General features: G+C 48.7%; 20 protein-coding genes. All 20 read left to right on the top strand.

What is annotated here, in order from left to right:
- Positions 1-3: 3 nt before the first annotated feature.
- Positions 4-816: a methyltransferase domain-containing protein gene (locus WCI03_01175; GenBank protein ID MEI8138459.1), complete on the top strand. Its 813-nt coding sequence runs from the start codon at positions 4-6 to the stop codon at positions 814-816.
- A 165-nt stretch (positions 817-981) separates the two neighbouring features.
- Complete coding sequence (locus tag WCI03_01170; protein ID MEI8138458.1) at positions 982-2,859, top strand: hypothetical protein; 1,878 nt, start codon at positions 982-984, stop codon at positions 2,857-2,859.
- A gap of 161 nt (positions 2,860-3,020) precedes the next feature.
- Positions 3,021-4,313, top strand: a complete 1,293-nt coding sequence (locus WCI03_01165) for an ABC transporter ATP-binding protein (GenBank protein ID MEI8138457.1) — start codon at positions 3,021-3,023, stop codon at positions 4,311-4,313.
- 165 nt (positions 4,314-4,478) lie between these two features.
- The gene (locus WCI03_01160; GenBank protein ID MEI8138456.1) at positions 4,479-5,897 is read left to right on the top strand and encodes an IS1380 family transposase; all 1,419 of its coding nucleotides are present in this window, start codon (positions 4,479-4,481) and stop codon (positions 5,895-5,897) included.
- A gap of 141 nt (positions 5,898-6,038) precedes the next feature.
- Positions 6,039-6,632: a class I SAM-dependent methyltransferase gene (locus tag WCI03_01155; GenBank protein ID MEI8138455.1), complete on the top strand. Its 594-nt coding sequence runs from the start codon at positions 6,039-6,041 to the stop codon at positions 6,630-6,632.
- A gap of 94 nt (positions 6,633-6,726) precedes the next feature.
- Complete coding sequence (locus WCI03_01150) at positions 6,727-7,422, top strand: hypothetical protein (protein ID MEI8138454.1); 696 nt, start codon at positions 6,727-6,729, stop codon at positions 7,420-7,422.
- A 143-nt stretch (positions 7,423-7,565) separates the two neighbouring features.
- Positions 7,566-8,126, top strand: a complete 561-nt coding sequence (locus WCI03_01145; GenBank protein ID MEI8138453.1) for an adenylyltransferase/cytidyltransferase family protein — start codon at positions 7,566-7,568, stop codon at positions 8,124-8,126.
- Positions 8,127-8,317: 191 nt separating this feature from the next.
- A complete protein-coding gene (locus tag WCI03_01140) occupies positions 8,318-9,220 on the top strand; it encodes a glycosyltransferase family 9 protein (GenBank protein ID MEI8138452.1) in 903 nt (300 codons plus the stop codon).
- Between the two features lie 9 nt (positions 9,221-9,229).
- Positions 9,230-10,429 carry a hypothetical protein gene (locus WCI03_01135; GenBank protein ID MEI8138451.1) on the top strand — a complete coding sequence of 400 codons (1,200 nt, stop codon included), beginning with the start codon at positions 9,230-9,232 and terminating at the stop codon, positions 10,427-10,429.
- Positions 10,430-10,577: 148 nt separating this feature from the next.
- On the top strand, positions 10,578-11,867 hold the full coding sequence (locus WCI03_01130) for a glycosyltransferase family 4 protein (protein ID MEI8138450.1): 1,290 nt from the start codon (positions 10,578-10,580) through the stop codon (positions 11,865-11,867).
- On the top strand, positions 11,864-12,973 hold the full coding sequence (locus tag WCI03_01125; protein MEI8138449.1) for a glycoside hydrolase family 99-like domain-containing protein: 1,110 nt from the start codon (positions 11,864-11,866) through the stop codon (positions 12,971-12,973). Before WCI03_01130 ends, WCI03_01125 begins: the two co-directional genes overlap by 4 nt.
- Positions 12,974-13,067: 94 nt before the next feature.
- Positions 13,068-14,213, top strand: coding sequence for a glycosyltransferase family 4 protein (locus WCI03_01120; protein MEI8138448.1), 1,146 nt, complete (start codon positions 13,068-13,070; stop codon positions 14,211-14,213).
- Positions 14,210-15,442 (top strand): glycosyltransferase family 4 protein, encoded by a 1,233-nt coding sequence (locus tag WCI03_01115; GenBank protein MEI8138447.1) that lies wholly within the window; start codon positions 14,210-14,212, stop codon positions 15,440-15,442. The genes WCI03_01120 and WCI03_01115 overlap by 4 nt, the downstream gene beginning before the upstream one ends.
- A gap of 278 nt (positions 15,443-15,720) precedes the next feature.
- A complete protein-coding gene (locus tag WCI03_01110) occupies positions 15,721-16,710 on the top strand; it encodes a glycosyltransferase (GenBank protein ID MEI8138446.1) in 990 nt (329 codons plus the stop codon).
- Complete coding sequence (locus WCI03_01105; GenBank protein ID MEI8138445.1) at positions 16,701-17,945, top strand: glycosyltransferase family 4 protein; 1,245 nt, start codon at positions 16,701-16,703, stop codon at positions 17,943-17,945. The genes WCI03_01110 and WCI03_01105 overlap by 10 nt, the downstream gene beginning before the upstream one ends.
- The gene (locus WCI03_01100) at positions 17,942-18,823 is read left to right on the top strand and encodes an SDR family oxidoreductase (protein ID MEI8138444.1); all 882 of its coding nucleotides are present in this window, start codon (positions 17,942-17,944) and stop codon (positions 18,821-18,823) included. The genes WCI03_01105 and WCI03_01100 overlap by 4 nt, the downstream gene beginning before the upstream one ends.
- A 276-nt stretch (positions 18,824-19,099) precedes the next feature.
- Positions 19,100-20,158, top strand: a complete 1,059-nt coding sequence (locus WCI03_01095; protein ID MEI8138443.1) for a polysaccharide biosynthesis protein — start codon at positions 19,100-19,102, stop codon at positions 20,156-20,158.
- Between the two features lie 144 nt (positions 20,159-20,302).
- Entirely contained in the window at positions 20,303-20,848 is a 546-nt protein-coding gene (locus WCI03_01090; GenBank protein MEI8138442.1) for a GxxExxY protein, read from the top strand.
- A 122-nt stretch (positions 20,849-20,970) separates the two neighbouring features.
- Positions 20,971-22,041: a UDP-N-acetylglucosamine 2-epimerase (non-hydrolyzing) gene (gene wecB / locus WCI03_01085; protein ID MEI8138441.1), complete on the top strand. Its 1,071-nt coding sequence runs from the start codon at positions 20,971-20,973 to the stop codon at positions 22,039-22,041.
- Between the two features lie 52 nt (positions 22,042-22,093).
- Entirely contained in the window at positions 22,094-24,586 is a 2,493-nt protein-coding gene (locus WCI03_01080; protein MEI8138440.1) for a glycosyltransferase, read from the top strand.
- Positions 24,587-24,618: the final 32 nt, after the last annotated feature.

Genomic DNA, 24,618 nt, shown 5'->3' with positions numbered 1-24,618 from the left:
CCTATGGCGGCATTAAATAAACATCAAATCAAACCATTTTATTGCGAAGCTCACGCAGCAAGGGATTCAGCGGATGAGCGAAACCGATATTATGGAGACAAACCAATCAATTTAATGTTTTTATTGGAAAACAGATATTCTTGGATGAATCGGTTTCTAAGTGCTTCTTCAAGTGGCTTGGAAGTGGGAAGCGGGTCAGGGCTTAGCAGAGAATATGTAAAATCCGGGCCTTTTCTGCTAAGCGACTTTACAAATGCAGAGTATTTGGATGTAAAGAAAGTGGATGCCTTAAATACTCCGTTTAGAGCTAAGGATTTTGACTTTGTTGTTGCTAGTCATGTTATACACCATGTCCCTAATCCGATGATGTTTTTCAGTGAAATGGCGCGCATCCTAAAGCCTGGCGGCCTTTTGTTGATAAACGAAGTGAAATGTTCAATTTTAATGAGGGCGATCTTACGCCTGATGAACCACGAATCCTACGACTATGGAGTATCTGTATATGACCGGACAGCGATGATGAAATTGAATGCAGACGATCGCTGGGAAGCGAATTGCGCCGTTCCAGATTTGTTATTCGATGATTTACGTGAATTCGACAAAAATGTCTCGAGTTTCAAGGCGATTCATCATGAATACTCTGAGTGCATAATCTTATTGAACTCTGGAGGAGTAGATCGTGCGACCTTACATATCCCACTGTTTAGATTCTTTAAAAGAATGGTTCTCGCCTTAGATCGTGGCTTAATTTCCTTGTCTCCAGACATATTTGCTATGTCTCGCCGAGTTGTTCTGCAGAAGCGTGCTGAAGACTAACCGAGTTTGGAAGCATTTTCGTCTGTTCAAGCGGGCTTCATCGAAAGCTCTTCCGTAACTCTAAATAGGTATATTTAAGGATCGAGCGGCGGGGGATATTAACATTCGTTTTGCGGAAGGTTGGCCGATCCATTATCAGGCTAAGTCTGTAATGGCGACATAGATATGATCAGTGTTGTTATTCATTTAGTCGCCCAAAGCATTGTGCTAGGCGCAGAGACAATGGGGGTCTTGGGACTGCTTGCCGTTCTTGGAGCCGGCCCAGTTTGGCTGGTATTCCCGTCCTTCGCGAAGTTACGTTGGCCGATTTTTGCTCCGCTAGCCGGGTTGGCAATCGTTACAATCATTGGCGTGCCTTTGGCATTGATTGGAGGGGCGGTGGCATATGTCGCCCCGGTAATATTTGCGGGAGGGATCCTCGGTTCGCTAATCGTTACGCTACGCATGTCTAAGAACCAGCGAGGGAGACGTATCCTGTTGACATGGGTAAGGCGCCGTTTTTTGGCAGGCGCAGGGGTGCTGATAGTAGTCGCTGTCGCATCGACGGCGCTGATAACTCAGGGAGGCCGAGGTAGTGTGCGCGATGTCTGGGGTTCGGGCGACTTCGGGGCGTATTGGATAGTCTCGGATTATATGCAGCAGCACGGTGCAAATCTTGATGCCTATCAGAATCAAACAGCTTTTCATGCAGTAGACATTCAGGCTCACCTTAGTAAGCATGCAAGACTTGGCTGTATGGTCTTTCTGGCATATATGGGGTCGATATTGTCGCCATTAGCCATTCATCAAGTCATCGTGCCTTCAATCGTGGCGTTAATACTGTTAATGCTTGGCTTGGCCCAATGTTGGCTGGATTCTGAGATTCCTCACCCACAGTACGTTCTGGTGATATTGCTTCTCCACCCGTTTCTTTATTTTCTTCTCTACTTCACTTATGTAAGTCAAGCATCTGGCGTGGTGCTTGGCATGGCTGGCTTATTGATCGGTGGACGTAAAAAGGCAGGGAAGATTGAAGCGATACTCTCTGGATGTCTAATAGGAACCGCCATTCTTCACTATCCATCTATGCTGCTGGTAGCAGGGGTTTTCTGGGTCATGCAATTTGCCGTGCGATTTCGCCTCGGCCAAGAGTGGTGGGCTTATCTTGGTCCGCTCACCATTCTGGTAGTGGGCGGTATATATCTGCCCAACACGCTTAACGAGTTGATTTGGGTCGCGCGCACCGCAATCCCTCCGGGGTGGGATTGGCGTGGCCTCATTGGATCGTTCGAATTTGTGGGTCTCCGCTCTGTCCTCGGCTATGAAATGCCGGAAGCACGGAACATGGTCGTGAGGGTCGCGGATTATGCCCTTATCATCGCTCTGGGTGTATTTCTCTATGCAGGTTTTAAATATAGCCGCATGCGGATAGTAGCTTTGACGATTGCAGTCACGACCGCTCTTTTATCAATGGTTGCCGTCTTGAAATACCTGCAGCATGTTCCACATGCAAGTCATGCTATAGTGAAAAACCTTTCACTATTCCCGATTTTCTTTTGTTTGATTGCTGCCGTTCCGGTGGCGCATAAGTGTGCGCATTTGTCAGTGATGAGACGTTTAATTGTTAGTGGCTTTCTTTTATCGGTCATCGTTTTGGGACAAGGTCTTGCTCTTATGCGCAGTGAGAGACAAGAGGCTTGGTGTAATGCGGACCTGATTCAGTTGACGCGTCGTCTTCTCGCCAGATCGCCTGAAGTTAAAGTTAAACTTGCGATCTCTAATCCCCATAATCGGAAATACTTCAGAGAGAAGGGAATAACCGCTGGATCGCTCTTGGAGCGTTTGCCGACTATGGAATGGGAAATAGCGGCTCCGATCGTTCGTGATGAGCGTCGATTGGCGCAAAAGGATTCAATGATGCAGTCGAACTGTTTCGCAATACTCTCAGCTCGTGAGATGTTGCCCCCTGTTGATGCCAGCTTGATTGCCGATCATGAAGGTGAATACTATGCCCTGCCGACGACACTTTTGGTTCGACAGGATTTAAGGAATGAGCGACTGTAAGGAACATGAAACATATCGAGCCGAGGTCATATCATGACTCTGTGTGAATACTTACCAAAGCACTTTAGCTCGCATCAGCGGGGATCTCAGCTCTACGTCAAATTAGTTTGTTTTCTCCAAATCATAACCAAGATGCGATTGATTCAAGTCGTAAGGTATTAATGAAACGAATGAAACTGATCCCCTTCCCAAATAATGCAACCAATCAACAAATGACCCCAATCCCAAATAACCCGTCACTCTCCCTCCCTGATGACGTTGTTCTCAGCGTCCGCGGCGTTTCCAAGAAATTCTGTCGCAACCTCAAGCGCTCCATGATCTATGGAATCAAGGATCTGACAAGGAATATGCTGGGCGTGAGATCCTCAACAGCGCAGCAACCTGACAACTTAGCAACTGGTGAAGGTCTCCGCCGCGATGAATTCTGGGCTGTTCAAGACATCCACTTCGAGTTAAAACGCGGGGAATGTCTTGGTCTGATTGGGCGCAATGGTTCGGGTAAGTCCACTTTATTACGTCTGTTGGCTGGCATATATCCTCCTGATGCGGGAGAAATTGCGGTGAGAGGAAGAGTGGGCGCCCTGATTGCATTGGGTGCAGGATTTCACCCTCACATGACAGGTCGGGAAAACATTTATCTCAATGGTGCGATTCTTGGTCTTAGGCGCAAAGAAATTGATGACCAGTTTGATGAAATAGTTGATTTTGCGGATATTGGCGACTTCATTGACGCACCTGTATCCACTTATTCGTCAGGCATGTCAGTTCGACTTGGCTTTGCCGTGGCAACGGCCAGTATTCCCGATCTTATTTTGATAGATGAGATTCTCGCGGTGGGTGACATGAATTTTCACGCCAAATGTTACCATCGAATCGGAAAAATCCTGAAACATGCAGCGGTGGTGTTTGTTAGCCACGATATGGTGCAGGTGTCACGAATTTGTGATACCGTAATGCTTCTCGAAAAAGGACGAATTCTTCATTGCGGTGCGACTCAGAGCGGAGTTGACTTGTATTCATCCCTGGCGATAGGGTCAAAAGGTGTCCCAAAGATAACAATTTTGGATCCTAGGATTATAAACTTCACTCCGAGTTTAGACAAATCGGTTCTACAATATGGCGACATGCTTGACGTCACATTAACTTTCGATTCCAGGGAGAATCTAGAGACTGGATTATGCCTATTTACGCTGGGGGCTGCAGAAATATTTTACTCCCAGACTAATTTTACAGACATGTTGAAGCGAATACCACGAGGTCAGTCCACTTTGATATTTCGTTTGGGCCCGATTCACCTTCGGAAAGACGACTATGATTTGAGCGTAACGATTACAGATTCCACCAAAAAGAATACTCTAATCCATGCTATGAACTGTGTGAAGACACGTATGGTTGGCGATCGAGGCTGGGGTGGTGCCTATCAAATTCCAGTTTCACCGGTTTCTCCTTGCTAAAGTCATAATCCTAATCAATGCGTAACAAAAATTCCAAAACATGATTAATTCTTAAACCCTGAATTTTGCACCTGAATACGTGATTTGAGATTGAAAAACCATCTGGGAACCCCGATATGATTGACTGAAGTTCAAATCGGTTAACCCTAAACGGAGGTCACCCAGATGGTTATGCGGAAAGATGCGGCAAAAAGGAGTCGTGGACAAGTCAAAAAAGGGCAGGACGCGGACGCGCGAAAGACGGTGATTACGTCGGACACACCCTACGCCGAATGTTCCGAGCGGCTGACGGCGTTCGGCGGCTTGCTGGCGCTGGTGAAGTTTCTGGACTTGCTCGACTTTAAGAAGACGTTGGAAGGGCATTACGTTCGCCCGAAGCGGGAAGCTGAATTGGGTGATTATCGGATGGTTCTGGGGATGCTGACGATGTTGTTTATTGGATTTCAACGGCTGGGACATCTCGCCTATGTGCGCAGGGACGCAATGATCTGCGGCGTCTTTCACGTTAAGGCGTTGCCCGTGGTCAGCACGTTCTGGCGCTATCTGACCTCGCTGGGGATCATGCAGTCGGCCTCGTTGCTGAGGTTGGGGGCCGCCTTGCGAGCGAAGGTGTGGGCGCTGTGTGAATACGAGCCGCGCCGGGCGACGGTGAACATCGACACGACTGTGGCCACGGTGTACGGGGAGATCGAAGGGGCGCGCAAAGGGCACAACACCAAGCATCGTGGCAAGAAAGGGTTGCGACCGGTTCTGTGTTTTATCGAGGAGACGCGGGAATATTCGTGCGGGACTCAGCGGCGCGGCGAGACGATCAGCAACGAGGAAGCGGCCCGTCAAATTCGGCAGTTTCGCAAGCAGTTGCCCGAGTGCGTGAAGGAGATTCGGGTGCGGGGAGATGGTGAATTCATTGGGTGGGAGAGCATAAAAGCCTGTCTGGACGAGGGTTTTGTCTTCACCTTCGGGAACAAACGCTGCACTCCGCCGTTTCTCGAAGACGGCTGGTATCGACATGGGGAATACGAATACAACGAGTGCGACTACCAACCGATGGGCTGGGAGCAGCCATTCCGATTCGTCGTCATGCGTATCCGCGAAGATCAAAGAGGCGATCGGCAATTGAAGCTGCTGGAGTCGGAGAACTTTCTCTATCGGGTGTTTGTGACCAACGCGAAAGGCCGCTCCCATCAAGGCATTGATGATTATGACCAGCGTGCTGACGTGGAGAATCTGATCGGGGAAGCACAACGCGAGGGCGTTCTGGCGATTCCATCGAAGCGGTTCCAGGCTCACCATGCGTTTTTCCAGATCGTCATGTTGGCCTACAATCTGTGGCGGTGGATGAAGCTTCTGGCCGGGCATGCGCAGCGTGAGGCGAAGGGGGTAGCCTCGAAGGATGATCGGAGGCAAATCACCATGCCTGACCACATCATTCGAATCGCGCGGCTGAAAATGCTTTTTGTAGCGGCGAAAATCCTCTCCCATGGGAACCGGGATGAGATGCGTTACTCGATGCATGAGCAACGCGCGGCCGGGTTGATGGATTTTCTCAGTTATCTGGATCGCCGTCGCAGGGAGGCGGCATAAACCGATGAAATCAAACTGGTTGCTGTGTAAAAAAGATTTTGCACCAGAGGAAGACCACTCAAAAGACTGTAATCGGGAGGGCACAAAAATGTGGAATGTCTCAAAAAAAAAGTCAAGTGATGCAAAATTCAGGAAATAACTATGAATATATGGCTTAGAAAAATAGTTGGTTGCATCAAGCAGACATCACACGTTAATATCCCCACGCCAGTGTGGCAGAGCGAAACGTCCAAGTGTCGTGAACGATTAGCTCCATATTGTTTGGGTTATGGAATTGATTTAGGATTCGGCGGTGACCCTATCACTGCCCATGCAATTCGGGTTGACAAACCATTGCCATATACAAATGTTGGATTTGAATCAGTGCAACTTGGTGGCGATGCAAAGAAATTATTATGGTTCAATGATGAGGTCCTCGATTTTGTGTATTCATCGCACCTTCTTGAGGACTATGATGATACGGAAAATGTGCTTCGTGAATGGCTGCGTGTTATAAAGCCTGGTGGCAAGTTGATTCTTTATTGTCCGGATGAACAGGTCTTTCGAAAACATTGCGCACTAACGGGTCAATCGCTTAACCCATGTCATGTCCATGTAGAATTCTCTTTCAACTTCGTTAAAACAATACTTAAACAAATTGGTGGTGTTGAAATCGTTTATGCATGCAGCCTCGTTGATATATACTCATGGGAACTTGTTTGCGAAAAGAAAACCGAGGGAAAACAAGTTATATAACTCGACCAGTAGGGACGGCGTGACATTGATATGCTGGTAAATAAGAATTAGGCTGTTCAGCGTTTGAAGCACTTGCCGGATAGAGAGGATCATCATGAAGATTGACGACAAAATAATTGCGACTTTCTTGGGGCTTACGGTTGAATCCAAAAATTGGATGATGAGTCCCGTGGAGCGGTTAACAATCGTTGGGTTGTTGTCGATCTTACGGCCTCAAACAGCGTTGGAGTTGGGTTACAAGGCTGGCGGCTGTACTGAATATCTGGCCCAATATTCAGAAAAAGTTTGGACTGTTGATATGGATGCCACTGTACTTGAAAGCCCTGGACGATTTGCCAATACCATACCGTTGCATATGAAAACTAGCGAAGCACTGTGCAAACTAAGAAATGAAGGGAGACACTTCCAGTTCGCGCTAGTCGATGCTGATCACTCTGTCGAAGGTGCCTGTCGCGATTTGCAGGAGACAATTCTGCTCGCAGATGTGATCGTATTGCATGATGCCAGTAATCCTGAATGTCGCCGTGGGTATCAGAGAGCCTTGATGAACTGTAATGCCTATTCGAATTTGGATCTTGTGGACGGCCATCTTCAGTCTGACGGATTATGGGGAGGGCTTGGTATTGTTGTACCCAAATTATCCGCAACCAGTATCTCGTTTTTAACGTCTGTGAAAGTGGCCAACAGTGCACTTCTTCGAGATGCATTAGACAAGGCGGGAAATAATCCAACGTCAATATTGACGCGGTGTAAGAGCCGTTTGGGTTTACGAACGGGGGGATGTGTTTAGCAGGTACGACGAGTTCATATTATGCAAATCTTTCAAAAAGTTAGGGAAAACCATGAGAAATCTCGGCCAAAGGTGAAATGCAAAAATTGGCATCGTGACTCTTTTATGTTGGTCGAATAAGACTGATATTATGGCAGTTGAAAATGAAGCTGGACAGTAGTGATTTCGTCGATAATGGCAATATATCTGAAGGTGACGATGTGGATATTCTGGGAAATAGCCTGAATAAATTGGTGGGATGGTTAGAACTTGTCCAGTTGCGTGGGCAATGGAAATTACTTGGAAAGACAGTCATTTGGACGAATGGATGTTTCGACTTGTTGCATATTGGCCATGTTAGATCCTTGCAGAGAGCTAAAGCAGTAGGACATATATTGGTGGTGGGGGTTAACAGTGATAAGTCTGTACGGACTCTTAAAGGGGATACCCGTCCCATTGTGCCACTAGTGGATAGAATGCAAATGTTGGCGGCGTTAGAATGTGTGGATTATGTTGTGAGTTTTGATGAACTGACTCCTGAACGCTGTCTTTTGGAATTACAGCCAGATATTCATTGTAAGGGTGCCGATTATGCTCCACCCGGAGGGAAACCCATTCCTGAGGCTTCTCTAGTTTATAGTTATGGGGGTAAAATTATTTATATTCCGATTGAAGGCGGAATCTCAACAACGTCGATTATCAAAAGTATTGGTCAGGGAAAGTAGCATTACCTATCATTTAGAACGGTAATGAAAATGATGAATGGGGCGGCACTCACTGAAAAATGAATTTGCACGTTAAAATGATCGATCTGTTGAAAACCTCTTATCGTTTTTGTGTGCCCACGCTATTTTATCAGTATACTGTGCGACTGTGGTATGCGGTAAAATTGATAATAACGAGATCACGAGAACGCTTGACTTGGATTCGATTAGGAAGGCCTGGGATTTGTTTCCGTGGAGCGGGTGGCATCGGGGATGATCTGCTATGTACTGCTGTCCTGCGGGAATTGAGCCGTCGCCACATGGGTGGTGTTTGCATGGTGACTGCGCATCCTGAAATATTCACGCGAAACCGTGATGTAGCACTAGTGGCAACGCCTGGTGCCAGGATGGTTCGTAAAATTCAAGAGTTTGGGGGCCAATTTATCATACTCAGTTATGAGAGTTACGATGTCGATAACGATCTGAATGAACCGCCCCGGCGCCATATCATTGCGGAGATGTGTGCGAAGGCCGGAATACGGGGTTTTGTGAATTTGCGGCCGTACTTGAACCTTCGGGCAGACGAGGTGAAGGATTATTCTTGGGCAAAAGGGAAGATTGTCATCCAAAGTTCAGGGATGGCATCGCGTTTTCCGATGCCTAACCGGGAGTGGTATCCAGAACAGTTTATGGAGACAGTGGGACTGTTGGCGGGTAAGTATGACGTGATTCAAATTGGTTCACCCCGCGACCCGATATTGCCAGGGGTTATCGACTTACGGGGCAAAACAAGCATGAGAGAATCTGCCGCATTGTTTAGTCAAGCACGACTTTATGTTGGTGCTGTGGGGTTGTTAATGCATCTGGCGCGGGCTGTGGAGTGTCCGGCAGTAATTATTTATGGCGGACGAGAAGCTCCATGGCAGACGGGGTACTCATGTAATTTCAATATCTGCGAACAATTACCTTGTTCCCCCTGCTGGCGCCGGCATACATGCGATCATCAGCACGAATGTATGACTAGAATTACTTCAAACCGAGTGGTGGAGGCGATTTATACCATGCTGGCAACTCCCCGTTCTCCTTTAGTTGTGGATGAATTCTTTATTGGGTAAATCTGAAATATGCTTTCTCGTGCCTATATCACCGTTGCCACCAGAAGCCATTGGGCGTGGGTCAAGGTGTTGGCAGAGAGCCTTCGCCGGGCCGAACCGGATGTCCCGTTGCATGTGTGTGTGGCGGACGCGACACCCGACTCTCTGCCGCAGGAGGACGGGCTATCATGTTGTTGCCCTGCTGATTTGCAGATCCCAGATATGGCCCGGTTTTGTTTTCAGTATTCCCCTTTTGAACTGTGTTGCGCACTTAAACCGTTTGTCATTCGTCACGTCCTTCAATCCTATAAGCGTGTGATTTACTTGGATTCTGACATCTGGGTAGAAAGGCCATTGAAAGAAGCATGGGATGAACTCACGGTGGGTAACATATTGCTCAGTCCGCACCGTCTTGCCCCGTTGGCGCGAAATTGGACGGTGACTCTGAATGAGAAAGCGTTGTTAATAGCGGGGCCATTTAACGCTGGCTTCATTGGGATCCGCAACAGTGAGGTGGGGTGCAATTTCCTGAACTGGTGGGCTGAAAAGGTGGAACATGACTGTATAGTCGATACGTTGGCGCACAGTTTTGTTGATCAGAATTGGCTTGCCATGGTTCCGTGTTTCTTTGATGGTAGCGTTGTATTGCGTCATCCTGGATACAACGTCGCTGTCTGGAACGTAGGGGGGCGAATGCTGGTGCGAGACCCTTTAGGCACATTGTATATTGACGATGTACCGTTGGTGTTCTTTCATTTTACGGGGTTCGATCCCAAAACCCCGGAACGACTCAGTGTTCATGAAAAATATCAGTTCGAAAACAATGTCACATTGGACAATCTGCAGCGGATGTATGCGGATCGGCTCCGGTTAGCAGGATGGGACGGGGGGGGAAAGGGATACGGATGGGGAGTTCTTACGGATTACACGCCAGTACGATTGGTCTGGCGTGAACTAATTCGAACTCGGCATGAGGCTTTCATGAAAGCGGACAATCCATTTGATTCCAGATGGAAATCCCTATTTATTGATACGGAACATAACTTTGAATCGGGGAGAGTGGATATGCGTTGGCGACATTTACGGGAGCTAGTTGGCAAATTGACTTTGCATAATAATCGGTTGGAGGCTGAAGCAGGTAAATGGAAGGCTGCATACGCACGACTGGCATCTGCCTTTCCTGTTCATCAATTATTAACAATGCGGAATATGTGGCGGAAGATTAGGTGAGTTACGCTGTGCCTTTGGTATGAATTGATAATATAACCATGCGTTAGATGAGAGCCATAAATTGATTGGGTTTATGCGGAAACGAAACAAAAGAAATAGCAATTATTAATTCTTTTACTTCCTCAGAGAATTCTCAAGGATAGTTCAAATGAAGATAGCTGTATGGCATAACCTTCCAAGCGGGGGCGGCTTCAGGGCCCTGTTTGATCAAGTTCGTGGTCTTGTTAGAGGCGGGCATCAGGTCGAAATCTGGTGCCCGGAAAGTGCGGAGCGGATCCTGTTGCCTATAGATCAAGTGGCAAAGGTTCATAGGCTCCCCTTATCGGCTGCGGGGCACAGTGTTCTGCGAAATGACGCCTTCAGACTTGCGTGGCAACGATATAAAACTGTGCAGCATGCACTGCGAGCACTTGAAAATCATGTACGGCAATGTGCGGAGGAAATACAGCAAGGTGAATTTGATGTAATTTTAGCTCATCCCTCAAGATTGTTTTACATGCATCCACTCGCTCGTTTTACGCAGATCCCATCTGTTCTCTACTTGCAGGAAATCTATCGTTGTATCCATGAAGCCCGTCCTGCCTTACCATGGGAAGCCTTGCCCGATCCTGTGAGGCGTTATGGTTCACCCTCTTACTGGCGTTGGTTTGCGATTAACTTGCTGGACACACAAACCGATCGTATGGTTATGCGAGAAGAGCGGAAGGCTGCTATGGAATGGGATGCAATCCTGTGCAATTCCTTCTTCTCCCGCGAGACGATTGTGCGTGCCTACGGTATTGACGCCAGAGTCTGCTATCTAGGAATCGACACCTCTTCATTTTCGCCAACGACTGGTGTCCGGTCAAATTACCTTCTTGGTTTGGGTGGGCTTGATATAAATAAATGTGTACATTTGGCAATTGAGGCGCTTGGACAATTGCCGATGAAAGGAAGGCCCGCTCTAAAATGGGTCTGTAATTATACAAATTCCCAGTATCAGCAACAATGTGAAGCGCTGGCTCGTCATTTAGGGGTGGATTTTGTATGCGAAACCCGGCTGCCGGAGGAGTTTTTGCGAATACGATTGCAGCAGGCTCTGGCTTTAGTATATCCGTCATGTCTTGAGCCATTTGGCTATGCGCCACTTGAAGCTAATGCTTGCGGCACTCCCGTTATTGCCATTGCCGAGGGCGGAATCCGGGAGACGGTGCAGGATGGTGTTAATGGTCTTCTCATTGAAAATCGCCAGCCTGTTAATTGGGCTGCCGCCATAAGTCGCCTGATAACAGAGCCTGGCCTGCAGGAAAAACTTGCCCGACAATCAATAGCGTGGGTTGGTCAGAAGTGGACGGTTGATGCCGCCGCTGCGAGGCTTGAGCGTGAACTCGAATCTGTTGTTTCCAAAGGGAAGAGAAATAACTCCGCAGAATCTGTGATGAAAGTGCCAGCATTATGAACACTCATGTTAGAGCGATTGCTTTCTATCTCCCTCAGTTTCATCCCATCCCTGAGAATGATCGGTGGTGGGGAAGAGGGTTTACGGAATGGTCTAATGTGGTCAAGGCGAAGCCGTTGTTTGAGGGGCATTATCAGCCTCATCTCCCGGCAGATCTTGGATTTTATGATCTGAGGGTTCCTGAGGTGCGTGAACAGCAGGCGGAGTTGGCTCGGGATGCTGGTATTGAAGGATTTTGCTATTGGCACTATTGGTTTGGCAGCGGTAAACGGGCGCTTGAACGTGTATTCAACGAGGTGGTGCAATCGGGGCAGCCGGACTTTCCCTTTTGCTTGGCTTGGGCCAATGAAAGTTGGACAGGAAGATGGCATGGATTAGACGACCAAGTGATCTTTGAGCAGACTTATCCCGGTCTCGATGATTGGCGAAACCATTTCATGGCCCTTTTGCCCGCCTTTTGGGATCGGCGCTATGTCGAAGTGGATGGCCGGAAATTGTTTATTCTCTACCGCCCCGCATGGATACCTGATCTTGCCGGGTTCGTAAACTATTGGAACGGACTCGCCCATGAACATGGGTTCAAGGGTTTCTACTTTGTCTCTGGCGACTTGAATTCCTCCGGTCGTCCATTCGAAGAACTCGATGGAGTTTTCCTCCGGAGCATTGGGAATGCCATGCATGAGTGCAGGACACCCATCCCCAGTTTGCGATGGAATTATCGTGCGAGACGATTGATCGCAAGAATTGTGTTGCGCCGCAAAATACCCCCGGTGAAAATGCCGTTGTGTTGTCCCTATGAAGCGTTTGTAAAAAAATACGGCGCATGGGAACTCGGGGATAAGATGTTCCCTTGTGCCGTTCCGAATTGGGATAATACGCCACGCTGTGGAGTTCGGGGCGAGGTGTTGATAGGGGCGACGCCTGAGTTGTTCGCATCCCTAGTCAGGACGCAGGTTCAAAAACTTGCCTCGCGGCCACTAGAGCACCGATTACTGTTCATTAAGTCCTGGAATGAGTGGGCTGAAGGAAACTATGTTGAACCAGACGCGCAGTTTGGAAAAGGCTGTCTGGAGGCGTTGAAACGCGAACTTAAGCAAAACGATTAACCTTCTTTGTAACGGAATAGATTCAGGGATATATTGAATAGCCTCATTCTTCGGCATATCCTGAACATCCCACTCCGTCGATATTCGATTCCTCATGACTGACACCTTAGCCATCTATACCCCAAAGATAGGGGAACGCTCCGAGACGTTTATCAAACGCCACATCGACAGTGTATATCCGGGACGGACTGTGGTGATTGCCGGTAGCCGGGTTGGTGCCCAGTGGTCCGTCCAGTGCCCTGCCCTGATCTTGGACGAATTGTCTGAGCCGAGGTTCGCTAACGTTTTGTTTCGAGCCTGTCTTGAGAAGGCGGGATGGAAACATGAGAATCCTGAAATCCGGGCGATACGGGAATTTCTCTGCCAACACCAGGTGACGGGCGCCATGGGGGAGTATCTCAATACCGCCCTTCCATGGTTGGAAGTATGCCGGGATCTAGGCATTCGCTTCTATGGTCATGCCCATGGGTATGATGTGTCGCAACTTCTGCGAAGCGACTCTTGGCGCGAGGCCTATCGCAAGTATCAAATGGCCGACGGTATCATCGTCGTCAATCACGTTCAGAGATCCCGTCTCATAGACTTAGGCCTTGATGAAAAACGTATTCATGTCGTCCCCTGCGGTGTGGAGGTGCCGGACATTCCCCCAACTCATCGAGGCGTGGATGGGTTTATATATTGTCTTTCGGTGGGAAGAATGGTCCCGAAAAAGGCGCCAGTGCTGTGCCTCGATGCATTCCGGCGTGCTGCTGAAGTGATTCCTGCGCTGCATCTTAATTATGTTGGCACTGGTGAACAACTGGCCTCCGCCAGGCAGTTTGTCCAAGCGTTCAAACTCGAAGACAGGGTTGATCTTATGGGCGGCCAACCTCATGAGGTGATCCGTGACCTTATGATGAAATCAGATATCTATATTCAGCACGGCATGACCGATCAGGTTACAGGGGATGAAGAGGGACTGCCGGTGGCCATTATGGAGGCCATGGCTCACGGGCTTCCGATTATTTCGACACGCCACGCTGGCATACCGGATGCCGTCGTTGACCAAGGCACAGGTTTGCTAGTGGAGGAGGGCGACAGTGTAGGGATGGCGAAGTGTTTGGTTGAACTCGCGAACGATGCTGAATTGCGCCGGAGCATGGGACGCGAAGGGTGGTGCCGGGCAAAGGAATTGTTTACTTGGGAGCGTGAGCGGGACAGCCTTCAAGAGATCATGGGATTAACCCCTTTGGAATTATGATCAATGCCATTAAACTAATTTTCGGTTTTATATGCCTGAGGTTTGTGCCGCATATAACAAGGGATTCCAAAACAGTACTCTTGATATTTCAATCACCTCAAAATGGTGGAACGCATACCTATTTCAAGTACATAACAGAATATTTAGCTCAACGTGGGCTTTCGATTCATCTGCTTGTGTGCGAGAACGAAATTGATGAGTCAGTATTGAAAATTGTTGATAAATATAGTATTAAAATGACCATTTTCACTAGGGGGGAAATTTATCAAATATTTCAGCGTAAAGGGCAATCATTGAAGTCTTGGATTTACTTCATTTTGCACGCCCTTAAGCAAATCATATTTCTTCTGAATATCTACAGGACAATCAACCCGAAATTCACGTATATATCAGTTGGCTATCCTTTTATATGGTTTGTGGGTTTATATATTCCAGGCAAAATCTATTATATTCAACACGTTATGCCTTTGCATCCTCTTGATTCTGGCAATCGATTGATTTTAAAGTGTGGATTGTTGTTTAAGTTTAAGAGCCTAAAGTTCATTGCGGTTTCTGATTTTTGCAGAAACAAAATGGCGGAAAATTGGGGAATCCTGGTGAGAAATACGGAAGTGATTTATAATTATTTTGATGGGACTGATACGGCAAGAATCTCAAGTGATAAGATCAGAATACTCTCACTGGCTCGTGCTGATGAGGCGAGAAATCCAGTATTATTCGCGGAATTAGGTAATATAATTACCGATTTAAGGGACAACGTCATATTTGTTTGGGCGGGCTCAGGTGATGCCCTTGGTGAAGCGAAGGCAAGAGTAAAAAATCACAATAAAGTGCAGTTTATAGGTCATCGGAATGATGTTCCTGAGCTTTATGCTAATTCAGATATATATTTTAACCCAGCAAATAGAGAGGCGCATGGAATCTCTGTTGTTGGAGCAATGTGTTACGGCTTGCCTGTGGTCGCCACCAACAATGGAGGGACTGTTGAATCTGTTTTGGATGGAGAAACAGGTTTTCTTGTGGATGTTGCAAATAAAGATCAAATGATCGACAGATTATTGCAACTTATTGACAACAAGATGTTAAGAATTGAAATGGGAAGAAAAGCCAAATTGCGGTTTGAGCAACTATTTACTGCAAAGATTTGGTCTCGTAAAATGGACAATTTGCTTAAAGAAAATTTCTCCGTATTTGAAGTGGCTGATCGGAGACCGTCATCCTCGACTTAGGCGGCGCGACGTCGAAACGCGGGGTATGGAATGATGACGGTCTTTCCGAGATATGCGGGGATCCAGAGGCTGTCAAGGATGGGGCTGCAGGGCTTTTGAGTGACAAAGGAGATAGTTGTGAGGATGGCGGCATTATCCGTCTTGCTTATGACGTCGAGATGCAACTAAGGATGGAAAATGCTGGGCACGAGCATGTTCATAGGAAGTTCTCAGGGGAGATCGTGAGGATTCGCTTTCTTGAAGTGATTGGGATTATACAATAAAGGGCAGGAAGAAGGATGACACCAATAGTTTCCATTGTAATGCCGGTGCTAAACGGAGTTGCCTTTATTGATAAGGCGATCAGGAGCATCACGACGCAAACCTTGAAGGAATGGGAGCTAGTCGTCGTGGATGATGGTTCTAGCGATGGTAGTCAAGATGTGGTTAGGCGGTGGGTGGACGAGAGGATTCACCTGCTCCAGAATGAGCGAAACCGGGGCGCTTCCTATTGCATGAATCGTGGGCTAGACAATGCCAGAGGAAAATACGTTGGAAGGATGGACTGCGACGATATTTCGTTGCCGGGGCGGTTAGCTGTCCAAGCGGATTATCTGGAGCGACATTCGGTGGGGTTACTCGGGACCGGGTTCTATCAGATAGAGGAAGAGAGCGATGTGGTTTCGTTGCATCAATCATCCCTCACTGATGCCGAGTTGCACTGGCGTTTTCTGTTTCAAAACCCTGTGTGCAGTTCTTCTGTCATGCTCAAAAAAGAGGTGTTGGATAAATATGGGCTCAGGCACGATGAAACTTTGCGGAGTTCTCTTGACTTTGATTTCTGGACGCGGGTGGCAAACGTATGTGAAACGAGGGTCCTGTCCGACCCGTTGGTGGTCTATCGTCGTCATGCTTCAGGAATTAGCGGGCAGCTGAGAGGCGATCAGAAAAAAAATGCCGAAATGATTTCCTGTCGGCAACTTTCACTGTTTTTGAAGACGCCGTGTAGTTTCGAGGTGCAGGAAAGATTGCGTGAGCGCTTGGAGAGGTTATTTTTGAGAACTTGCGGGGTGCTTGATCGAATGGCCATGAAGGATTACGCCTTACTATTCGAAGTGGCGAGGACGTTGATTAAGAAGCATCCAGTGGGTGCGGATTGCGTGAGGAAAGAAAGAGCTGCGGATATTCGTTACCTGATTCCCATTATGCCAAAAAAGAAGGAATGGCGGACTATTGTTCAATGCGGGTTGTCACATGATATTGTGCGTTCGCTAATGAGGTGGTATTGAGTTGCCTTGGACAAAAATGCGCGAGACGACCTCGTATCCTGTTTGTGGCCATGGCTGACAGTGTGCATACGGCACATTGGGTGAACCAGTTGGCCGGGACACATTGGGATGTCCATTTGTTTCCTTGCGATGGACCGGGCGACATTCATCCGGATTTTAGCGACATCACCTTGCATGATGTAGGGCTATGGCGTCCCAACGGATTGCAGCCATCGGTCCGGGTGGCCGGACTTTGGCCGCTTCCCATAGGGGCCTTTAAAATATCCCGGATTCAAAAATGGCTGGGGCTGGAACAATCCGATCGGGCAATACGCCTGGCGCGAATTATTAGAAAGTTAAAGCCGGATATTATTCATTCGCTCGAAATGCAGCATGCCGGTTACTTGACGATGCAAGCTCGTAAAATGGTTCCAGATGGTTTTCCGACGTGGATCTATTCTTCCTGGGGCAATGACATTTATTATTTTGGCCAATTTGGCGAACAGATCTCGAAAATAAAAGAAGTCTTGGCGGCTTGTGATTTTCATTTGGCCGACTGTCAGCGAGATATTATTTTAGCCAGGAAGTTTGGTTATCATGGCGAGCCGGGTGAGGTCTTTCCTGGCCCTGGGGGTTACCCTCTGGCCGAGGTGCAGAAACTGGCGTCGACTCTGTTGCCTGCGCAACGTCGACTCATTATGGTCAAGGGGCGTGAAAATTGGGCAGGGCGGGCTTTGGATGCATTGGAAGCCATTCATCGTTGTGCTGATGTGCTTGCGGGCTATGAAATCTGTGTGTATGGCGCGACTTCCGGGGTGGCAGAAGTGGCAGGGCATGTCCGGAGGTTAACCGGTCTGAATCTTCGTGTTCTCGACGGACCTCGACCCCATGATGAAATCTTGACCCTTATGGGGCGGGCACGCATTGCGTTGGCACTTTCGGTGACTGATGGGACGCCTAACTGTATGCTGGAGGCCATGATGCTGGGTGCTTTCCCGATTCAATCTGACTCCGGTGCCATCGGGGAATGGATTGATGATGGAAGAAATGGCCTGATGGTTCCCTGCGATAATGTTCCTGCCGTAGAGTTCGCCTTGCGGCGTGCCTTAAGGGAAGATGTCTTGGTAAACCGCGCGGCAGAAATCAATAGCCAGATTGCAAAAGACCGCCTTGATGAGGCAAAGATCCGCCCGCACGTGTTGGCAACCTACGAAAGACTGCTTAACCGGCAACAAGGAGAAGGACGAAAAAAATGAGACTGCTTGTAATGGGTGGTGCGGGAATGCTGGGGCACAAGTTGTGCCAGGTAGCCGGAAAATCAATGGAGGTGCATGCCACATTTTGCCATCAACCCTCTGGGAATATGTCTATGTTCCTCCCGGCTGAAAGAATGCATGGCTCCGTTTTCGCGGAACGTTTCGAGACCGTTGAAGCCGCCCTTGATCAGGTCAAGCCCGACGCGGTGGTGAACTGCATCGGAGTGGTGAAACAACGTGAAGCTGGTAAAGATCCGATCACCAGCATAACGGTGAATGCTTTATTTCCGCATTTATTGGCGAGAGCGTGTCAGAAACGAGACATTCGCATCATTACCATTAGTTCGGATTGTGTGTTTTCAGGAAGGAAAGGCGGCTACAAGGAGGAAGAGCCGTCGGATGGAGAAGACCTTTATGGCCGGACCAAGGCGCTGGGCGAGGTGATGGGGAGTCATTGTCTGACCTTGCGGACATCCATGATTGGGCGGGAGCTTTCGGGGCAACAGGGGTTGGTGGAGTGGTTGTTATCGCAAGCTGGCCAGTGTGTAAAAGGGTATCGGCACGCTGTTTTCAGCGGATTAACGACTTTGGAGTTGTCACGTGTTATTGTGAAAATCATGGAGCATGAGCCGCTTCTCTCGGGACTCTATCACGTGAGTTCGGCTCCGATCACAAAATATGATTTGCTGCATTTGATTAATGAGCGGTATGCCTTGAACATCAGCATTGAGCCTGATGACCAGTCCGCTTGCGATCGCAGCCTGAATGGTTCCCACTTCCGGGAAACAACAGGTTATGTGGTGCCGCCCTGGCCGGATTTGATCCGCGAGATGTACGAGGATCCGACACCATATGAAGAGATTCGGGCGAAGAAATAACCCCAATCCTGGGAGGTTTCGATTTCCATTAGTCGGAGGCGGAAACCGCTTGGAGGGCGAACCTTGGTGAGCCGTGTCAATATAGTGTGCTTTTAATACAGAAGATCGACGTGTCTTCATGAATATTCTGGCCCTATATGCGCCTGATACGCGCACGGCTCACCAAGGTTCGCCCTCCAGAATACAGAACAACAGACACGGATTTACGGGTAATAGTAATGTAAACACAATGACCAGGATTTACCTTAAACCACGAAAGAATAAAGGAGAGTAGCCATGTTGACAGGACAAAAAATTGTTGTGACGGGTGGGACCGGGTCCCTTGGGAAAGTGCTGATCCGGCGCCTGCTATCAGGTGAAATGGGTGTGCCGAAGTGCATTCGCGTGTTTTCCCGTGACGAAGCCAAGCAGCACGCCATGAGGCTTCATTATCAGCATCGGCGTGTGGCAACGGATGAGGTGATCTACCGGAATATGCAGGAAGTGCTTCAGTTCCAAATTGGCGACGTGAGGGACTTCCATGCTGTAAGTTCGGTGATGAGGGATGCAGATGTGGTTTTTAATGCCGCGGCACTTAAGCAAGTGCCGTCATGTGAATATTTCCCTTATGAGGCTGTTCAGACCAATATCATGGGGCCTGAAAACATTATACGAGCGATCCGTGAAAGAAACAGTGTTGTTAAAACAGTTGTGGGGATTTCGACTGACAAGGCCTGCAAGCCCGTCAACGTGATGGGCATGACCAAGGCCATACAGGAACGGGTGTTTATCACCGCCAACATGAGTTGTCCTGATACCCGCTTTATTTGCGTCAGATATGGAAATGTCCTGGCCTCACGGGGATCAGTCATTCCGCTATTCCATCAGCAAATTCGCGATGGTGGGCCTGTGACGATCACAACTGAGAGCATGACGCGCTTCCTGCTAAGTCTGAATGATGCTGTTGATACGGTGTTTGCTGCTCTTAAAGGTGCCGGAAGAGGAGAAACGTATATTCCCCGGGTGCCGGCGGCGCGGATGGTGGATGTTGCGGCGGCACTCATAGGTGACCGGAAGATTGAAGTCAAGGTGACAGGCATCCGTCCGGGCGAAAAAGTAGATGAAATTCTTGTCTCAGAGGAGGAGGCTCACAGGACTGTGGAAAGGGGCAAATACTACTCCATATTACCCATACTGCCTGAGCTTAGAAGCGGAGAGAAAGTGGAGGCCGCACTTCAATCAGAGTATAGTTCCGGAGACGATCTACTGGATCGAGAGGCTGTGTTAGCACTTATAGTGAAGCATAAATTGACAGTGGATGACCGCCTCGCGTATGAGGAAGATTTGTTGCGGTAATACAGGGATTGCCCGCGAATAACACGAATGAAACACGAATTGGTAATCCAAATCACCCATCCCATTCGTGTAAATTCGCGTAATTCGCGGGAAAATCTATGCCTGAATTTTTCTAGTTATAAGTAATACGGGGATTGCCCGTGAATGACGCGAATTTACGCGAATGGGTTTAACGTAAGGGAGATTGCACGGATGGATGACAAGAGAGTTGTTTGGAATCCGGATGGGGTGGTTTTTGCGGAAGAAAGCTATCAAATAATGGGCGCTTGTTTCGCGGTCTACAACTCGCTCGGGTCTGGCTTTCTGGAGCCAGTGTATCAGGAATGTCTTGAACTTGAACTGGCTGCTCTGAAGATCCCCTTTGTGGCGCAGAAGGAGCTAAACCTTACCTATCGGGGGATGAGATTGCAGAAAACCTACAAAGCTGATTTGGTCTGCTTCGACAAGATTATCGTGGAATTGAAAGCGGTTTCTGCCTTAATCGATGAGCATCGTGCTCAACTCATTAACTATCTTCACGTAACCGGGTTTGGATTAGGGCTATTGATTAACTTTGGGCATCACCCGAAACTGGAATATCAACGCCTCGTTAAGGGGGATTGCCCGCGAATGGCGCGAATAAACGCGAATGAGTGTTTTAGTGGGGAGATAAAGAGGGGATTGCCCGCGAATGACGCGAATAAACGCTAATTTGGTAATACAGATCTCCCTTCCCATTCGAGTAAATTCGTGTTATTCGCGGGCAAAATCTTCATTTCTTTTCCTCAACATCAACCGATTCGTGTAAATTCGCGTAATTCGCGGGAGATCCTATGAAAATCATGACCATCCTTGGAACAAGGCCGGAAATCATCCGGCTAAGCATCATAATCGAAAAATTAGACGCCCATTGTGAGCACATTCTTGTGCATACCGGGCAAAATTTCACGCCGGCGCTGAAAGATGTGTTTTTTGACGAACTGAAAGTCCGTGCGCCTGACCATTATTTAAACGCCCGAGGATCATTCGGCGAACAACTTGCAGTCATGATGCCCGCCGTGGAGCGGCTCATGGCGGAGGAAAAGCCGGATCGTCTGTTGATTCTAGGGGACACTAACAGCGGCTTGGCCGCCGTTGTCGCTAAACGCGCCGGTATATCCGTTTACCATATGGAGGCAGGTAATCGTTGTTTCGATGACAAGGTGCCTGAGGAAACTAACCGCCGCATCATTGACCATTCAAGCGACATACTCATGTCGTACACCGAGCGAAGCCGCCAGAATCTTCTGCGCGAAGGCTTCGAGGGGCGCCGGATCTATGTGACGGGAAATCCTATTAACGAGGTGATCCGTCGCCATGAAAAGTCTGTTGAATCAGCCGGCATTTTACAGCAACTACAACTCAGCCCGAAGCAGTATATGCTGGTTACGGTTCATCGTGCGGAAAACGTTGACCGCGAGGATCGCCTGGCCAAGCTGCTCGAAGCTTTATCACTGCTCGAGCTGGAGTACAGGATCCCCGTGATTATCAGCACGCACCCCAGAACGCGCCAGCGTATGGCACAATTCGGTATAAAGACTGGCTCGAAGGGTCTCCATTTTCTCGAGCCTTTTGGGTTTTTCGATTTTATTAAGCTCGAACGTAACGCCCGCTGTGTGTTGAGCGATAGCGGCACCGTGCAAGAAGAATGCTGTATTTTGGGCGTACCCAATGTCACTCTGCGGGATGTAACCGAGCGACCTGAGACCATTGAATGTGGAAGTAATATGTTGGGTGGCGTGGAGCCTGAGCGAGTCATGCGTTGTGTCCGTGCCGTTATAGACAAGCCCGCCCTATGGTCTGTCCCCGCGGAATATCAGCGCACGGATGTGAGTGATACTGTTGTGCGTATACTTATTGCATAAGAATTGGGTGTCATGCCTGTGGTGCAAATAACATGAAACTTGAAAAACTCTTATGAGTTGTGGGTCTAAATTCTCTGTGCTGGTGCCGGTATATAATCATGACCGATATATTGGTGCGGCGCTTGATTCCTTGCTTGCGCAAGACGATGCGGACTGGGAAGCCATTGTGGTTAATGACGGCTCCATCGACCTGACCCCCGGCATCATCGAAGAGTATGCAAAGCGCGATTCACGCATTCGAGTATTTCATAAGGCTAATGGGGGGGTGTCAACTGCACTCAATTATGGGTTGGCTCGGGCGCAGGGCGAATGGATTTGCTGGTTAAGTTCAGACGATTTATTTACGGCGTCCAAGCTAAGAATCCATCGGAGGGCCATCACCGCGCATCCCGAATGCCGTTTCTTTTTCACGCATTTTCAGGAGATGGCTGATGACACCGGTCAGATCACCACCCCCCCCCTCTGGAACAACATTCCTGAAAAACCATGGCAAGTCATCGAGTCCCTCAAGGGTGCGTATATCCACGGGAACAGCATTTGCGTAAAGGCTGATGCCTGGAAAAAGGCGGGGGGATTTGATGAAACTTTACGCCAGGGGCAGGATTACGACATGTGGTTGCGGTTGCTGCTGAGTAACCCCGCAGAATTCATTCCGGATAGAACTTGCATCACGCGCGTACATCCGGGCCAGACTACGAACCAGTTTCCTGAAGCCTGTTTTTTTGATTCGTGCAAAGCCGTAATCACTACCCTCAACAAGCATCGTTTTGAGGAGTTGTTTCCTCTCCTCGATTTGCGGAAGAAACAGGATGCCATCGGTGCAACTGAAAAGTGCCTCGATGTTGCGGCGGATGTCAGGAGTCCGTTTCTTTATGGGTTGGGGCCGCATCCGGCCTTGCTGCTTCGCTTGGTCGAGTGGGTAAATAATCGGGTTGATAGGCGATTGGCAGTGTCTCTGAAAAGATTCGTCAATCGGCGGGCTGACGCTATTGCCAACGGGATAAAGGAGCGGGGTCATGGGGTGTTTTGGAAAGTTGCTGGTAGCCCGCTGTGTTGGTCTCCTTCGCCATTCAATTACCGGTGTGTGGATCCTGTTGAACTCGCGATTACAACCTGCTGGCGCTACGAGGCAGGTGGCAATGAGAAGGCGGCTCCTTTACGCCGCTATATCACGGGCATTACAGGGCGATCATTTGCAGGGGCTCAGGCAGATGCAGGGGTTACTGCTAAAGAAGGGAATGTAATCATAGTGGCCCAGATGGGCGAGAGGTTGGATGCCTCACCCCCCTATGGGACATTGAATGCCACGCTTGCGGTTGCAAACGCCATTACCAGTACAGGCCGAGATTTGTTTCTGTTGATTGGATCTGATGAACCCATGGGACTGATCGGAGGGGTGTCCTTCATTGGGCTGCATGAGGAAAGGTATGTAGGACAAGTTATGGCGAGGTTGGGACCCATTGATACCCTGATTGGAATCTCACGTGCGGATATTTTTCGGAAAGTGTTCGCGCGACGACGCCTGGTTTATCATCATGGGCCACATCCCATACAAGAAGCGGGTGGGAGGTATGTCTCCGCGTCGGCAATCAATAAGGCCGAAGTCCATGTTGTGTGCCCCTCTTTGTACACAGAGAGTATTTTGGTTGCTGGCGGGATATCTCCTGGATTAGTTCACGTAATACTGAATGGGTACGATCAGCGAGTATTCAGGCTCGACTCTGTGGGGAGTCGCTTGCCCCACAGTTTGATATTCGCCGGGATGATCGTACCCTATAAGGGTGTGGATATAGCCTTGAAGGCCTTCAAAATATTGAAACTCCAGTTTCCCGATGCGACGTTTTCGATATATGGAAAAATAGGGGACTGGTTCGATCACAGGGATCATGTGATGGAAGAAGGATGGCTGGGGGGTGACATCCTCCCCAATTGGAGTGTCATTGAAAGAGCGCTGCCGGGCATATCCTATAAAGGGGAAGCATCTTCCGAGGATTTGGCTCAAGCTTTCCGGGCACACTCTTTACTGGTGATGCCATCGCGCGTGGCTGAGACGTTCGGACTTGTTTCGCTTGAGGCGCAAGCCTGCGGCTGCATTCCTGTATTGCCAAGGAAAGGGGGTTTTGTCGAAACGGCAATGGATGGAGTCACGGGCTATTTCTACACGGAGGAAGATGCGGCGGGTTTGGCGAGTTTCATTGGTGAACTATGGAGCCAGCACTTGCCTTTGGAAAGCCAGCGAATTGAAGCAGCAAAAAGAGTATCTTCTTGTTTTGCTTGGGAAACGGCGGGGCTGCAGTTTCTAAAGGTGATGAACAGTGTTCCGGTGCGTCATGAGAAACTTCATGAAATGTTCTACAGAGCATGGCTTGCCCATGAGATCAAAAGTATAGTTATTGAGACATTGTTGAAGATGTACTGGAGTGTAATGCGTTGGACGAAGCCGTTCCGCCACTCCGTTGGCCTTCGCCGGCGCACGTTGAGACATGATGGGGTGCGAGAATCTTCACACCTTAAGCGCAACAGCCCGTCCAAGGAGTTCTGGTGATGGAAGGTATTGGGCTAGATAAATGATTAGAA

It is taken from the genome of bacterium (genome assembly GCA_037143175.1).
GTDB lineage: Bacteria > Verrucomicrobiota > Kiritimatiellia > CAIKKV01 > CAITUY01 > JAABPW01.
The sequence above is the reverse complement of the archived record's forward strand: the minus strand, read 5'-3'. Positions and strand labels throughout refer to the sequence as shown.

What these genes read in the sequence shown, in the direction of transcription:
- WCI03_01175 (MEI8138459.1), top strand. Translation starts at nt 4, where the DNA reads ATGGCGGCATTAAATAAACATCAAATCAAACCATTTTATTGCGAAGCT.
- WCI03_01170 (MEI8138458.1), top strand. Translation starts at nt 982, where the DNA reads ATGATCAGTGTTGTTATTCATTTAGTCGCCCAAAGCATTGTGCTAGGC.
- WCI03_01165 (MEI8138457.1), top strand. Translation starts at nt 3,021, where the DNA reads ATGAAACGAATGAAACTGATCCCCTTCCCAAATAATGCAACCAATCAA.
- WCI03_01160 (MEI8138456.1), top strand. Translation starts at nt 4,479, where the DNA reads ATGGTTATGCGGAAAGATGCGGCAAAAAGGAGTCGTGGACAAGTCAAA.
- WCI03_01155 (MEI8138455.1), top strand. Translation starts at nt 6,039, where the DNA reads ATGAATATATGGCTTAGAAAAATAGTTGGTTGCATCAAGCAGACATCA.
- WCI03_01150 (MEI8138454.1), top strand. Translation starts at nt 6,727, where the DNA reads ATGAAGATTGACGACAAAATAATTGCGACTTTCTTGGGGCTTACGGTT.
- WCI03_01145 (MEI8138453.1), top strand. Translation starts at nt 7,566, where the DNA reads ATGAAGCTGGACAGTAGTGATTTCGTCGATAATGGCAATATATCTGAA.
- WCI03_01135 (MEI8138451.1), top strand. Translation starts at nt 9,230, where the DNA reads ATGCTTTCTCGTGCCTATATCACCGTTGCCACCAGAAGCCATTGGGCG.
- WCI03_01130 (MEI8138450.1), top strand. Translation starts at nt 10,578, where the DNA reads ATGAAGATAGCTGTATGGCATAACCTTCCAAGCGGGGGCGGCTTCAGG.
- WCI03_01125 (MEI8138449.1), top strand. Translation starts at nt 11,864, where the DNA reads ATGAACACTCATGTTAGAGCGATTGCTTTCTATCTCCCTCAGTTTCAT.
- WCI03_01120 (MEI8138448.1), top strand. Translation starts at nt 13,068, where the DNA reads ATGACTGACACCTTAGCCATCTATACCCCAAAGATAGGGGAACGCTCC.
- WCI03_01115 (MEI8138447.1), top strand. Translation starts at nt 14,210, where the DNA reads ATGATCAATGCCATTAAACTAATTTTCGGTTTTATATGCCTGAGGTTT.
- WCI03_01110 (MEI8138446.1), top strand. Translation starts at nt 15,721, where the DNA reads ATGACACCAATAGTTTCCATTGTAATGCCGGTGCTAAACGGAGTTGCC.
- WCI03_01100 (MEI8138444.1), top strand. Translation starts at nt 17,942, where the DNA reads ATGAGACTGCTTGTAATGGGTGGTGCGGGAATGCTGGGGCACAAGTTG.
- WCI03_01095 (MEI8138443.1), top strand. Translation starts at nt 19,100, where the DNA reads ATGTTGACAGGACAAAAAATTGTTGTGACGGGTGGGACCGGGTCCCTT.
- WCI03_01090 (MEI8138442.1), top strand. Translation starts at nt 20,303, where the DNA reads ATGACGCGAATTTACGCGAATGGGTTTAACGTAAGGGAGATTGCACGG.
- wecB (MEI8138441.1), top strand. Translation starts at nt 20,971, where the DNA reads ATGAAAATCATGACCATCCTTGGAACAAGGCCGGAAATCATCCGGCTA.
- WCI03_01080 (MEI8138440.1), top strand. Translation starts at nt 22,094, where the DNA reads ATGAGTTGTGGGTCTAAATTCTCTGTGCTGGTGCCGGTATATAATCAT.